The organism is Bacillus clarus (genome assembly GCF_000746925.1).
Lineage (GTDB): Bacteria > Bacillota > Bacilli > Bacillales > Bacillaceae_G > Bacillus_A > Bacillus_A clarus.
In genome coordinates, this window is the sequence record NZ_JMQC01000008.1 from 2,997,199 (window position 1) to 3,012,013 (window position 14,815).

Genomic DNA, 14,815 nt, shown 5'->3' on the forward strand with positions numbered 1-14,815 from the left:
TTTTAAGAGAAATGATTGACGTATTTTTATAAATACGTTATATTATTTTCTGTAAACGGTTACATGAAATGGAGAGGGAAAAGAATGAGTACGATTAAAGATGTTGCAAAATTAGCGGGAGTATCTGTTGCGACCGTTTCCAGAGTTTTAAATAAAAACGGTTATGTTCATGAGGATACATTAAAGAAAGTGGAACGAGCGATTGAGTTATTAGATTACAAACCTAGTACAGTAGCTCGTTCACTATATAATAAAAAGTCTCGTTTAATTGGCTTAGTCGTTCCGAATATCGTGAATCCATTCTTTCCAGAAGTTGCACGTGCTGTAGAAGATGTAGCGCATAAACAAGGTTATACAGTTGTACTTTGTAATTCTGATGAAAGTTTAGAAAAAGAGAAGCAATATATTGATGTACTTAGACAAAATAACGTTGATGGGTTTATTGTAGCGACGAATCCGCAAAATAGTGTGAATTACATGAGTTTATCTGTGCCAGTTATCGCAATTGACCGAATGTTTAATGAGCGTATTCCTACTGTATATGCAGATAATTATGCAGGGAGTCAGGCTGCGACAAAATTACTGTTAGATAAAGGGTGTAAACATATTGCGCATATTCGCGGACCACGTGATGTGAGTACAGCTAATGAACGTTTTGAAGGTTTTGTAGATATTATTACACAACATAATCTTTCTTATATGATTGCAGAGAGTACGTTTGATCCAGCTAATAGCGAGCGTGTAGCGATGGAATTATTAGAAGAATACCCGCATATTGATGGAATTGTTGCCGGGAATGATCTAATTGCAATTGGTGTTGTAAAGGCTGCGCTCCAAAAAGGTATGTCTATTCCAGAAGATTTACAAATTATCGGATTTGACGGGATTTCTTTAACAGAAATGATGTATCCATCTATTACGACAGTTGCACAACCGATTTATGAGATGGGGAGAATTGCAACAGAATTATTGTTAGAACAAATGGAAGGCAATACATTAGAAGTAGAGCATCATCGTTTACCGATTGAAATTATAGAACGAAATACAACGAAATAAGGAGGGGAAACAGATGCCGAATATTGCAATAGTAGGTAGTATTTCAATGGACTTAGTGGCTGTTTCAAAAAAACGGCCGAAAGCAGGAGAAACAGTAATTGGCGAAGCATTCCATACGATCCCAGGTGGAAAAGGAGCGAACCAAGCAGTTGCTGCAGCTAGATTAGGTGCGAATGTAGCGATGGTTGGAGCAGTAGGAAATGATGATTACGGTATAGTAGTTAGAAAAAATTTAGAGAATGAGCGTGTTTTTATCGATTATGTGGTACCGGTTACATATGAAACGACAGGAATCGCTCATATCGTTTTAGCCGAAGAGGATAACAGTATTGTCGTTGTACAAGGTGCAAATCGTCTTGTGAATGAACAAATTGTAGATCGTTCGAAGGATCTTTTAGTAAAAGCGGATATGGTTGTTCTTCAACTTGAAATTCCATTGGAAACAGTAAAATACGTTCTTGCTATTTGTGAAGAACATAAGATTCCGGTGATGTTAAATCCGGCTCCGGCACAAGTTTTATCAGAAGATATTTTAGAAAAGGCGACGTACATTACACCAAATGAACATGAATGCCGCATCGTATTAAATGATTTCACAACGCCAATTGAAGAGTTACTTGCAAAGTATCCAAATAAATTATTAATGACTGAAGGATCGAAAGGTGTTCGCTTTCATAACGGTAAAGAAATTGTTCACATTCCGAGCATTTCTGTAGAAGTAGTGGATACGACAGGTGCTGGTGACACATTTAACGGTGCATTAGCAGTTGCGCTTTCAGAAGGTGAAACATTACAAAAGGCAATTCGCTTTGCAAATATTGCAGGTGGTCTTTCTGTAACGAAACTCGGGGCGCAAGGTGGTATGCCAACGAGGGAAAAAGTACGAGAAGTACAGGTGATTGTCGGATGAAAAAGCATGGTGTATTAAATAGCGAAATTGCAGCAGTCCTCGCTTCACTAGGACATACGGATACAATCGTAATTGCTGATTGCGGGTTGCCAATACCTGATAGCGTAAAGCGAATTGATTTAGCAGTTGAAATTGGAAAACCTAGTTTTTTAGATGTATTACAAGTTGTTGCTGATGATATGGCAATTGAGAAATTAACATTGGCAGAAGAGGTTATCACAAATAATGCAGAGGTAAATAAGGAAATCGAAATGCGATTAAAAGAGCCTGCATTTGAATATGTAACTCATGAAGAATTTAAAGAATGTACGAAGCAGGCGAAAGCAATCATTCGTACAGGGGAAGCAACGCCTTATGCGAATGTTATTTTACATGCGGGCGTGATTTTTTAACAAGGGGATGTGATGAGAATGCATATTGAAATGAAAAACATTTCAAAAGCGTTCAATGGCAATCCTGTTTTAAAAAACGCACAGTTTACGATTGAAACAGGAGAAGTCCATGCATTGATGGGGGAAAATGGAGCGGGTAAATCGACGCTCATGAAGATTTTAACAGGTGTATATAAAAAAGATAGTGGGCAAGTCGCAATTGATGGGCAAGAACGAACTTTTAAAAGTGCGAAAGAAGCAGAAGAGTATGGAATTGCATTTATTCATCAAGAATTGAATATTTTACCGAATTTAACGGTTGCTGAAAATATGTTTCTTGGGAAAGAGTTAATGTATGGGAAAACAGGAATTTTACGCACGCGTCAAATGAACGCAATCGCTCAGCAGCAATTATCGGATCTCGGCCTTCATGTGAAAGGTGCTACGCCAGCCGGTGAATTATCAGTTGGACAACAGCAAATTATTGAAATCGGTAAGGCGTTAATGACAAATGCGAGCGTTATTATTATGGATGAACCTACAGCGGCACTGACGGATCGTGAAATTGAAACACTCTTTATTGTTATTAATAAATTACGGAAAGAGGGAGTTTCATTCGTTTATATTTCACATCGCATGGAAGAAATCTTTTCAATTTGTGACGCTATTACAATTTTGCGTGATGGAGAATACGTAGGAAAGAAATTAATTCCAGAAACATCATTTGATGAAGTGGTTAGTATGATGGTTGGTCGAAGTATTGGAGAACGTTATCCAGAGCGAAATAGTCAAATTGGTGAAGTGATTTTTGAAATGCGTAACGGAACGAAAAAGGGGAAATTTGAAAATATTTCGTTTCAAGTTAGAAAAGGTGAAATCCTTGGCGTAGCTGGCTTGATGGGAGCTGGACGCACAGATATTATGAAAGCAATATTTGGATATGAACCTCTAGACTCGGGACAAATCTTTGTGAATGGACAAGAAGTGAAAATTGATAGTCCAATTGATGCGATTAGACAACGAATTGCCTTTATTACAGAGGATAGAAAATCAGAAGGACTTGTGTTAGATTTTTCTATTCGTGAAAATTTAGCTTTACCAAATTTAGAAAGTCTTTCAAAAGGAAGCGTCGTTAATAAAGATGTAGAACAGCAATTTACAGAGGATATGATGAAGCTTCTTAATGTGAAAGCGGCAAATGGAGAACAAGCTGTAAAATCTCTTTCTGGTGGGAATCAGCAAAAGATTGTAATTGCAAAGTGGCTCGGTATTCATCCTCAATTACTCATTTTAGATGAGCCAACGCGAGGCGTTGATGTTGGGGCTAAAAAAGAGATTTACTCGATTATGAATAAGCTTACAACACAAGGGGACGCCGTCATTATGGTATCGTCTGAACTTCCAGAAGTTTTAGGGATGAGCGATCGTGTTCTCGTAATTCATGAAGGAAAAGTCGGTGGTATTTTAGAGAAAAATCAGGCATCGCAAGAGTCTATTATGGCACTAGCTACAGGGGGGGAGTAAGATATGGCTAAGAAGGGGAATATATTGCAACAACTAGGTTCTTTAATTGGACTGGTGCTTATCGTTGTAGTGATTACGGCATTAAATCCAGCGTTTATTGAAATTCCAAATTTATTTAATATAATGCGCCAAGTATCGATTAATGCACTCATTGCATTTGGAATGACCTTCGTTATTTTAACAGGGGGTATTGACTTATCGGTAGGTTCTATTTTAGCATTATCAAGTGCACTTGTTGCTGGAATGATGGCAAGTGGCATGGATCCGTTCCTTGCAATGGCAGTCGGATTACTTGCTGGTCTTGTAATGGGGATTATAAACGGTATCATCATTGCGAAGGGGAAAGTAGCGCCATTTATTGCAACATTAGCAACGATGACTATTTTTCGTGGGCTGACACTTGTTTATATGGACGGACGTCCGATCACTGGCCTTGGTGATCACTTAATGTTCCAAATGTTTGGCCGTGGTTATTTCCTTGGTATTCCAGTACCAGCTGTTACAATGATGATTGCTTTCGCAGTACTGTACTTTATTTTAAAGAAAACAACGTTTGGTCGCCGTACGTTTGCAATTGGTGGAAATGAAGAAGCAGCAGCATTATCAGGTATTAATGTTACAAGAATAAAAGTAATGATTTATGGTCTTTCCGGAATTTTGGCAGCGCTTGCAGGTATTGTATTAACATCACGATTAGATTCTGCACAGCCGACTGCTGGTACTTCTTACGAATTAGACGCAATTGCTGCAGTTGTACTAGGAGGAACGAGTCTTTCTGGTGGAAGAGGATGGATTGTTGGTACATTTATCGGTGTACTTATCATTGGTGTGCTAAATAACGGTTTAAATTTATTAGGCGTATCTTCTTTCTTTCAACAAGTTGTAAAAGGGCTTGTAATCTTACTTGCTGTACTAATTGATCGTCGAAAAAAAGCGTAATGGAGGGATAGTTCATGAAAAAATGGTTGCTTATACTTGTTGCATGTATCATGATAGTTACCGCTGGTTGTTCAATGGAACCACCAGAATGGGCAAAGGATTCTAGCGATAAAAGTCGAACTAAAACTATTAAAGTTGGATTTTCTGTTTCAACTTTAAATAATCCATTTTTCGTCACGTTGAAAAAAGGTGCAGAAAAAAGAGCGAAAGATAGCGGCATTGAGTTGATTGCTGTTGATGCGCAAAATGATGCAGCGAAGCAAACAAACGATGTTGAAGATTTAATTCAAAAAGGTGTCGATGTAGTTGTTATTAATCCAACCGATTCAGATGCTGTTGCTTCAGCAGTGAGTGCAGCAAATGCAGCGAATGTTCCTGTTATTACAGTAGACCGAGTTGCAAATTCAGGTAAAGTTGTTTCTCATATCGCTTCAAATAATGTAGAAGGTGGTCAGATGGCTAGTGACTACATTCGTGAATTAGTTGGCGAAGGAGCAAACGTTGCTGAGTTAGAAGGAATCCCTGGATCCTCTGCTGCTCGTGAACGTGGGAAAGGATTCCATAAAGTAGCTGATAAGTCTTTAAAAGTAGTAGCAAAACAGGCAGCTGATTTTGACCGTGCGAAAGGGTTATCCGTTATGGAAAATATTTTGCAAGCGAATAGCGATATAAAAGCAGTATTTGCTCATAACGATGAAATGGCATTAGGTGCGCTTGAGGCATTAAAATCGGCTGGTAAAACAGATGTGGTAGTTGTTGGATTTGATGCAACAGACGATGCTGTAAAAGCGGTTAACGATGGGCGTATGGCAGCAACAGTCGCTCAAAAACCGGAATTAATCGGAGAGAAGGCGATGGAGACAGCAAAAGAGATTCATCAGGGCAAAAAAGTGGACAAATTTATTCCGATTGAATTAGAGCTTATTAAGAAAAAATAAATAAATATAAAATGAAAATTAGGAAGGAAGAATAACAAATGAAATTTTTTATCGATACAGCAAACATTAACGAAATTAAAGAGGCAAATGATTTAGGTGTATTAGCAGGAGTAACGACAAACCCATCTCTTGTAGCAAAAGAAGGCGTAGATTTTCATGAGCGTATTCGTGAAATTTGTGGCGTTGTAGAAGGTCCTGTAAGCGCAGAAGTAATTAGCTTAGAGGCTGATAAAATGATTGAAGAAGGAAAAGAATTAGCGAAGATTGCTCCAAACGTTGTTGTAAAAGTACCAATGACAACGGAAGGTTTAAAAGCAGTAAAAGCATTTTCTGACTTAGGTATTCGTACAAACGTTACATTAGTATTCTCAGCAGTTCAAGCATTACTTGCAGCTCGTGCTGGTGCAACATACGTTTCACCATTTTTAGGTCGCCTAGATGATATCGGTCATAATGGTATGGATTTAATCCGTCAAATCGCAGAAATCTTTGCAATTCACGGTATTGAAACAGAAATTATTGCAGCATCTGTACGTCACAGTGTTCACGTAACAGATGCAGCATTAAATGGTGCACATATTGCAACTATCCCAGCAAACGTAATTGCTTCATTAGTGAAGCACCCGTTAACAGATCAAGGCATTGAGAAATTCCTAGCTGATTGGGAGAAAACACAGGAGAAATAAACAGAAGATTTATCAATAGGAAAATTTTAAAAACCTATTATTAGCATCTTGCTAATAATAGGTTTTTTTTGTAATCTTAAGAATGTTAAAGAATTTTCATGCAATTTTGCATATTATCTTTTAAATTTGTTATATAAGCTATTTAATATATAACAAATAACTCTTTATTTTGTGTTTTTTCGACAGAAGAAAAGGAACGATAAAGAGTCTGACCAGACAACTGGAGGACATGATTCTATAAACGAAAAACCATCATTTATAGAATTATGTCTTTTTATATACGAGGGAGGATAGACAGGAGAGATTTAAGATTAGATTACAGCATTTATTTTATGTAATTTCATTTATCTGAATTTTAAAACTAGTATTAGAGGAGGAATCAATAATGAGCAGAAAAGCACCATTTAAAGTGTTATCATCATTAGCAATTACTACATTGCTTGGATGTACAGTAGTATTTAGTACACCATCAGCTTATGCAGAAACGCCAGCAAAGGGAAAAGAAAGTGTATCAACAACTCCGATTGATCATAATTTAATTCAAGAGGATCGTTTAGCCGAAGCTTTAAAGGAAAGAGGAACAATTAATCCAGGAGCTTCTAAAGAAGAAACGAAAAAAGCTGTAGAGAACTATATTGAAAAAAAGAAAGGCGATCAGCCGAATAAGGAAATTCTTCCAGGAGATCCAGCTAAAGAAGCATCTGATTTCGTAAAAAAAGTAAAAGAGACAAAAATGGAAGAAAAGGAAAAGGTGAAGGAATCTATACAAAATGTGGCGCCAGAGAAAACTCCGGAACCAAATAAAAAGCAATTAGACGGCAAAGTTCCAACATCTAAAGCGAAACAAGCGCCATATAACGGAACTGTACGTACAGATAAAGTTCTAGTGTTACTCGTTGAGTTTAGTGATTATAAACATAATAATATTGAACAACAACCAGGTTATATGTATTCGAAAGACTTTAGTAGAGAACATTATCAAAAAATGTTATTTGGTAACGAACCGTTTACACTATTTGATGGTTCGAAAGTAAAAACATTTAAACAATATTATGAAGAGCAGTCTGGTGGTAGTTATACGACAGACGGATATGTAACGGAGTGGCTAACTGTTCCAGGAAAAGCTGCTGATTACGGAGCGGATGGCAGCAGTGGTCATGATAATAAAGGGCCAAAAGGTGCACGTGATTTAGTGAAAGAAGCTTTAAAGGCGGCTGCTGAGAAGGGATTAGATTTATCTCAATTTGATCAGTTCGACAGATACGATACAAATGGTGATGGCAATCAAAATGAACCTGATGGTGTAATTGATCACTTAATGGTAATTCACGCTGGTGTTGGTCAAGAAGCTGGTGGTGGTAAATTAGGTGATGATGCCATTTGGTCACATCGTTCTAAATTAGCAAGGGATCCAGTAGCTATTGAAGGAACAACATCAAAGGTGCCTTATTGGGATGGAAAAGTAGCGGCGCATGATTACACAATTGAACCTGAAGATGGAGCAGTTGGTGTATTCGCACATGAATTTGGTCATGACCTTGGTTTACCGGATGAATATGACACGAAGTACACTGGAACTGGATCACCTGTTGAAGCGTGGTCATTAATGAGTGGCGGTAGCTGGACAGGAAGAATTGCAGGGACAGAGCCGACAAGTTTTTCGCCACAAAATAAAGATTTCTTGCAAAAGAACATGGACGGAAACTGGGCGAAAATTTTAGAAGTAGATTACGATAAAATTAAGCGTGGTGTAGGGGTCCCTACATATATTGATCAAAGTGTTACGAAATCAAATCGTCCAGGTGTTGTACGTGTTAACTTACCAGGAAAAAGTATTGAAACAATTAAACCTGGATTTGGAGAGCATGCATACTACAGTACAAGAGGCGATGATATGCATACTACATTAGAAACACCATTCTTTGATTTAACAAAAGGAACAAATGCGAAATTTGATTATAAAGCAAATTATGAACTGGAAGCAGAATGTGATTTCATTGAAGTTCATGCTGTAACAGAAGATGGAACAAAAACATTGATTGATAGATTAGGCGAAAAGATAGTACAAGAGGATAAAGATACGACAAATGGGAAATGGATTGATAAATCATATGATTTAAGTCAATTTAAAGGGAAGAAAGTTAAACTACAATTTGACTATATTACAGATCCAGCTTTAACGTATAAAGGGTTTGCGATGGATAATGTAAATGTAACTGTTGATGGACAAGTAGTATTTTCAGATGATGCAGAAGGACAATCTAAAATGAAGTTGAACGGATTTGTTGTTTCTGATGGAACAGAAAAGAAACCTCATTATTACTACTTAGAGTGGAGAAACTATGCTGGATCAGATAACGGATTAAAAGTGGGAAGAGGCCCAGTATATAATACAGGTCTTGTTGTTTGGTATGCAGACGATAGTTTCAAAGATAACTGGGTTGGGGTGCATCCTGGTGAAGGATTCCTTGGTGTTGTTGACTCTCATCCAGAAGCGATTGTTGGAAATTTAAATGGGAAACCAGCATACGGTAACACTGGAATGCAAATTGCAGATGCTGCGTTCTCATTTGATCAGACGCCTGCATGGAATGTAAATTCATTTACACGTGGACAATTTAAATATTCTGGTTTGCAAGGTGTAACAACTTTTGATGATTCAAAAGTATATAGTAATGCACAAATTCCTGATGCAGGGCGCAAGGTTCCCAAGTTAGGACTGAAATTCCAAGTAGTTGGACAAGCAGATGATAAGTCAGCAGGTGCAGTTTGGATTCAACGTTAATGCAAATAAAAAACACAGTCTTTATATGGAGACTGTGTTTTTTATTTGTACATTAAGTTATTATTTTAGTTTATGTAATACAAGTTTTTATCTGTATGTAGTGCATCAAATCATGTGGGGAAAAGAAATATTTCCAGGGAAATTGTCGAAGTATCGTCGGTATTTATCAACTTTCTTTTTAAAAGAAAAAAGTAGTATTGCTTTTATACATAAGTTTATCTCTATTATTATATGAATTGGACTATTTGGATTTGCTTTTGATATACAAATATTGAGCCCGATTGCTTGGAAAGTTGTTTTTATTTTTAGTGTAATATGGACGATTGTTTTAATTTTTGGCTTGCGTATATACGAGGACGAAGAAAGACAATTACCTTTTATATTTAAATGAATTGGTGTCATTCTAACTATTCCGCTATATTACGGATTATATCAATATGCATTAAAAAAAAGACAATGATGGAATTAACCCATCATTGTCTTTTTTGCTTTTCCTCTGACATAAATCATTCCGGCAAATGTTAATAAGAATGCTGTGCCGATAACAAAACTTGCGCTAGGTGATGCTCCGATAGCTCCGACAGTAAAGGAGCCAGCAACTACTCCTAATGAGAAGAATGCATAAAATAATCCGAATGCTTTACCACGGTTATCGTCTGTCGTATTTTCAACGAGTAAAGCATTAATAGATGGAAAGAGGATAGCGAATCCAATTCCGTAAATCATCATCACGATGAAGAGCATGCTTTTTGTTGCAAATAGTCCAAGTAATGCTAATGCTAATGCCATGACTGTAATACCGATCAACATTAATTTTGATCGGTTAAATCGGTCATAAATACGATTTGTTGGTAGTAAGAAGAAGAGGATGGCAGTAATTCCGAACATGCTTAACATCATCCCTGTTGTAGATGCTTTAAGCGCTAGAGCCTCAACTTTTACTGGTAACATATATGTGACAATTCCTTGTGAGAACATTAAAGTGAAAGCACCGATATATGCTTGTAATAATGGCTCTGATTTTAGTAGTTCCATCATATCCTCTTTGTTCATCATTTGTGTTCTCGATGTATCTTTTCTTGATACGTTATTTGGTAAGAGGAATAAAGATACGATTGTACCAAGAACCATTAAAATAGAAATTGTAATGAAAACCCATTGTACGCCAGCTGTTGCTTTCATAATACCGCTGAAAGCAGGACCAACGATTGCCGCGGTTCCGACGGCTGCGCCAGATAGAGCCATTGCTTTTCCTTGTTTTGTTGAATTCGTTTGTTTCGATAAAAATGTAAAGGCAGCAGGAATTAAAAATCCATCACTAAATCCGTGCATAAAGCGGACAACTAATAGCTGTTCACCACTTTGTACAACCGTGTATAGCAAGACTATGAAACTCGTAATTCCCATACTTATATAAAGTATTTTTTTTGCACCAAATTTATCGACAGCAGCGCCAGCAATAATATTACCGATCATATTAGCGAATGAGTACATACCGACAACAAGTCCGATGATAAGAGGAGTTCCTCCGAGACTTTGAGCGTAAGTACTCATAATAGGTAATTGTGAAAATGTATCTAAAAACGCTACGATAACAATAAAGTAAATAAAATATTTCAAGCGATATTCACCTCTCCTATGCTATTATGGCATAATGCTAATTTCAACTGCAATGAAATTGAATTAACAGATGTGGAAAAAAGTACAAAGTGACAAAATATTGAACGTTATTTGTTAAAAATTAGTGGAAATGAGGTTGTTTTTTTGAAATATATGGATAGAAGTATTATAATAGATTCGTAAACTTCACCAGGTTAAGTATATACATAGAGAGGGATGTATAAAATGAAAGCATTACTTTGGCATAATCAACGTGATGTACGAGTAGAAGAAGTACCAGAACCAACTGTACGACCAGGAGCAGTGAAAATTAAAATTAAATGGTGTGGTATTTGTGGAACAGACCTGCATGAATATTTAGCAGGACCAATATTTATTCCAACAGAAGAACATCCATTAACACATGTGAAAGCACCGGTTATTTTAGGTCATGAGTTTAGTGGTGAGGTAATGGAAATCGGTGAAGGAGTTACGTCTCATAAAGTTGGAGACCGCGTTGTTGTAGAGCCAATTTATTCTTGTGGTAAATGTGAAGCTTGTAAACATGGACATTACAATGTTTGTGAACAACTTGTTTTCCACGGTCTTGGTGGAGACGGCGGTGGTTTCTCTGAATACACAGTAGTACCAGAAGATATGGTTCACCATATTCCAGATGAAATGACGTACGAACAAGGTGCGCTTGTAGAACCAGCAGCAGTGGCAGTTCATGCGGTACGTCAAAGTAAATTAAAAGAAGGGGAAGCTGTAGCGGTATTTGGTTGTGGTCCAATTGGACTTCTTGTAATCCAAGCAGCAAAAGCAGCAGGGGCAACTCCTGTTATAGCAGTGGAACTTTCTAAAGAGCGTCAAGAATTAGCGAAATTAGCAGGTGCTGATTACGTATTAAATCCAGCGACACAAGACGTACTAGGCGAAATTCGTAACTTAACAAATGGCTTAGGCGTAAATGTTAGCTTTGAAGTAACAGGTGTTGAAGTTGTACTTCGTCAAGCAATTGAAAGTACAAGTTTTGAAGGACAAACTGTTATCGTTAGTGTATGGGAAAAAGACGCAACAATTACGCCAAATAACTTAGTATTAAAAGAGAAAGAAGTTGTTGGTATTCTTGGATATCGTCACATATTCCCATCTGTTATTAAATTAATTAGCTCTGGCCAAATTCAAGCAGAGAAATTAATTACGAAAAAAATTACAGTGGATCAAGTTGTCGAAGAAGGTTTCGAAGCACTTGTAAAAGATAAAACACAAGTGAAAATTCTTGTTTCACCTAAATAATATATATAGAAGAAAGTAGCCTTTTTCAAGAAATAGAGGAAGGCTATTTTTTTTATGGATTGAAAAATGATAGACTTTCCTTTGACCAAGGCTGTTTTTAGGGGAGGAGAGTTACATGGTTTCATTTTTGCTTACTTTGAAACGGATGTTAAAAGCTTGTTTACGAGCGTGGAAAGATAAAAAATTTCAAGTATTATTTGTATTAACAATTTTAATGTTAATATCAGGTACTATTTTTTATAGTACTGTTGAAGGATTACGACCTATTGATGCATTATATTTTAGTGTTGTGACATTGAAGACTGTCGGTTACGGAGATTTTAGTCCCCAAACTGATTTTGGGAAGATTTTTACGATATTGTACATTTTTACTGGAATTGGATTCGTGTTTGGATTTATTCATAAGTTAGCGGTAAATGTACAATTACCAAGTGTATTATCAAGTAGGAGAAAAGAGTAAAAGCAATCGGATTCAAATCTCGATTGCTTTTATTTTTTTTACAATAATTTAGAAATAGATTTGTAATACCTTAACAATTCTTTATTACAATGTAAGAGCATTCAATCATTATATTCACAATGTATAGAGTTATGATGATATGAATGTTTTTATATTTAGATTTAATGATATAAAATTTATGAAAGGTGGGATATTCTAATCATAGGTTAACCAGACAACATCATAGAATCCTAAACAACATGTTTACAATAATTTAATTATAAAATGGAGGATTTCAGATGAAAAAGAAAGTACTTGCTCTAGCAGCAGCTATTACGTTAGTAGCTCCGTTACAAAGTGTAGCATTTGCGCAGGAAAATGATGGAGGAAATAGAGTAAACATTATTCAGTATTGGTCTGCTGAGGATAAACATACAGAAGGTGTAAACTCTCATTTATGGATTGTAAATCGTGCAATTGATATTATGTCTCGTAATATGACACTTGTAAAGCAAGATCAAGTTGCATTATTAAATGAATGGCGCACAGATTTAGAGAACGGTATTTATTCTGCTGATTATGAAAATCCTTATTATGATAATAGTACATTTGCGTCTCATTTCTATGATCCTGATGATGGAAGTACATATATTCCATTTGCAAAACAAGCAAAGGAAACTGGAGCTAAGTATTTTAAACTAGCTGGTGAGTCTTATAAAAATAAAGATATGAAACAAGCATTCTTCTATTTAGGACTATCTCTTCACTACTTAGGAGATGTAAACCAACCGATGCATGCAGCAAACTTCACAAATATTTCTTACCCACAAGGCTTTCATTCTAAATATGAAAACTTTGTAGATACAATAAAAGATAATTATAAAGTAACGGATGGAAATGGATATTGGAACTGGAAAGGTGCAAATCCTGAAGATTGGATTCATGGAGCTGCGGTAGCAGCAAAACAAGATTTTCCTGGTATTGTAAACAGTAATACGAAAAGTTGGTTTGTGAAAGCTGCTGTATCACAAAGTTATGCTGATAAATGGCGCGCTGAAGTTACACCAATGACTGGTAAGCGCTTAATCGAGGCACAGCGTGTAACAGCTGGATATATTCAGCTTTGGTTCGATACGTATGTAAATCGTTAAGAAGTAAGAGAAAGGTCAAATCTCCAAAAGAGTATTTGGCCTTTTTTATCAATATAAAGTAAATGGAGGTAGCACATGACGAAAAGTAAACTGTTAAAAGGCCTACTTAGTTTCGGAATTGGTTTTACAGTTTTATATAGTAGTTCATCGGTAAAAGCGGAAGTTTCCACAAATCAAAATGATACATTAAAAGTAATGACGCATAATGTGTACATGTTATCGACGAATTTATATCCAAACTGGGGGCAAAGTCAGCGCGCAGATTTAATTGGGACAGCTGATTATATGAAAAAGCAAGATGTTGTTATATTAAATGAAGTATTTGATAATAATGCATCCGATCGTTTGCTAGGAAATTTAAAGAAGGAATATCCAAATCAAACAGCGGTATTAGGCCGTAGTAATGGAAGTGAATGGGACAAAACACTTGGAAACTATTCGGGAACAACTCCAGAAGATGGTGGGGTTGCAATCGTGAGTAAATGGCCAATTGCTGAAAAAATTCAATATGTATTTGAAAAAGGATGCGGTCCAGATAATTTATCGAATAAAGGATTTGTATACACAAAAATTAAGAAAAATGATCGTTTCGTTCATGTAATTGGAACGCATTTACAAGCGGAAGACAGTATGTGCGGAAAAACTTCACCAGCATCTATACGTACAAACCAATTAAAAGAGATTCAAGCGTTTATTAAAAATAAAAATATTCCAAGTAACGAGTATGTGTTAATTGGTGGCGATATGAACGTCAATAAAATAAATGCTGAGAACAATAGTGATTCAGAGTATGCATCTATGTTTAAAACATTGCATACTTCTATACCATCTTATATAGGGCATAATGCAACTTGGGATGCAACGACAAATAGTATTGCAAAGTACAATTTCCCAAACGCACCAGCGGAATATTTAGACTATATTATGGTAGAGAAAGATCATGCAAATCCATTATATGTAGAGAATAAAGTATTGCAGCCGAAATCTCCAGAATGGACTGTTACTTCATGGTTTCAAAAGTATTCGTATAGTGATTATTCGGATCATTATCCAGTAGAGGCGACTATTTCGATGAAATAACTAAAAAGTTTCTTCTTTATGAAGAAACTTTTTTTATT

Annotated in this window: 13 protein-coding genes; 12 read left to right on the forward strand and 1 reads right to left on the reverse strand. The window is 36.3% G+C overall.

Annotated elements, in window-relative coordinates; all coding sequences use genetic code 11:
* Positions 1–84: 84 nt before the first annotated feature.
* The 8 genes from rbsR (at position 85) to inhA2 (ending at position 9,209) form a co-directional block, all read left to right on the forward strand.
* Positions 85–1,056, forward strand: a complete 972-nt coding sequence (gene rbsR, locus DJ93_RS16240; protein ID WP_042981938.1) for a ribose operon transcriptional repressor RbsR — start codon at positions 85–87, stop codon at positions 1,054–1,056.
* A 13-nt stretch (positions 1,057–1,069) separates the two neighbouring features.
* Positions 1,070–1,966, forward strand: a complete 897-nt coding sequence (gene rbsK, locus DJ93_RS16245) for a ribokinase (protein WP_042981939.1) — start codon at positions 1,070–1,072, stop codon at positions 1,964–1,966.
* Positions 1,963–2,358: a D-ribose pyranase gene (gene rbsD / locus DJ93_RS16250; RefSeq protein ID WP_042981940.1), complete on the forward strand. Its 396-nt coding sequence runs from the start codon at positions 1,963–1,965 to the stop codon at positions 2,356–2,358. The genes rbsK and rbsD overlap by 4 nt, the downstream gene beginning before the upstream one ends.
* A gap of 18 nt (positions 2,359–2,376) precedes the next feature.
* Positions 2,377–3,861, forward strand: coding sequence for a sugar ABC transporter ATP-binding protein (locus DJ93_RS16255; RefSeq protein WP_042981941.1), 1,485 nt, complete (start codon positions 2,377–2,379; stop codon positions 3,859–3,861).
* 3 nt (positions 3,862–3,864) lie between these two features.
* Positions 3,865–4,800, forward strand: a complete 936-nt coding sequence (locus DJ93_RS16260) for an ABC transporter permease subunit (protein WP_042981942.1) — start codon at positions 3,865–3,867, stop codon at positions 4,798–4,800.
* Between the two features lie 14 nt (positions 4,801–4,814).
* Positions 4,815–5,738, forward strand: a complete 924-nt coding sequence (rbsB, locus tag DJ93_RS16265; RefSeq protein WP_042981944.1) for a ribose ABC transporter substrate-binding protein RbsB — start codon at positions 4,815–4,817, stop codon at positions 5,736–5,738.
* Positions 5,739–5,776: 38 nt separating this feature from the next.
* On the forward strand, positions 5,777–6,424 hold the full coding sequence (gene fsa / locus DJ93_RS16270; RefSeq protein WP_042981945.1) for a fructose-6-phosphate aldolase: 648 nt from the start codon (positions 5,777–5,779) through the stop codon (positions 6,422–6,424).
* A gap of 385 nt (positions 6,425–6,809) precedes the next feature.
* Positions 6,810–9,209: a M6 family metalloprotease immune inhibitor InhA2 gene (gene inhA2 / locus DJ93_RS16275; RefSeq protein ID WP_042981946.1), complete on the forward strand. Its 2,400-nt coding sequence runs from the start codon at positions 6,810–6,812 to the stop codon at positions 9,207–9,209.
* A gap of 465 nt (positions 9,210–9,674) precedes the next feature.
* Here inhA2 and DJ93_RS16280 read toward each other — a convergent pair whose 3' ends face one another.
* Positions 9,675–10,829, reverse strand: coding sequence for an MFS transporter (locus DJ93_RS16280; RefSeq protein WP_042981948.1), 1,155 nt, complete (start codon positions 10,827–10,829; stop codon positions 9,675–9,677).
* A 225-nt stretch (positions 10,830–11,054) separates the two neighbouring features.
* Between DJ93_RS16280 and bdhA the strand changes: the two genes are divergently transcribed.
* The 4 genes from bdhA (at position 11,055) to sph (ending at position 14,777) form a co-directional block, all read left to right on the forward strand.
* Positions 11,055–12,107, forward strand: a complete 1,053-nt coding sequence (gene bdhA / locus DJ93_RS16285) for a (R,R)-butanediol dehydrogenase (RefSeq protein ID WP_042981949.1) — start codon at positions 11,055–11,057, stop codon at positions 12,105–12,107.
* Between the two features lie 115 nt (positions 12,108–12,222).
* The gene (locus tag DJ93_RS16290; protein ID WP_042981950.1) at positions 12,223–12,567 is read left to right on the forward strand and encodes a potassium channel family protein; all 345 of its coding nucleotides are present in this window, start codon (positions 12,223–12,225) and stop codon (positions 12,565–12,567) included.
* 278 nt (positions 12,568–12,845) lie between these two features.
* A complete protein-coding gene (cerA, locus tag DJ93_RS16295; protein WP_042981951.1) occupies positions 12,846–13,697 on the forward strand; it encodes a phospholipase CerA in 852 nt (283 codons plus the stop codon).
* A gap of 75 nt (positions 13,698–13,772) precedes the next feature.
* Entirely contained in the window at positions 13,773–14,777 is a 1,005-nt protein-coding gene (sph, locus tag DJ93_RS16300) for a sphingomyelin phosphodiesterase (protein ID WP_042981953.1), read from the forward strand.
* The last annotated feature ends 38 nt before the right edge of the window (positions 14,778–14,815 follow it).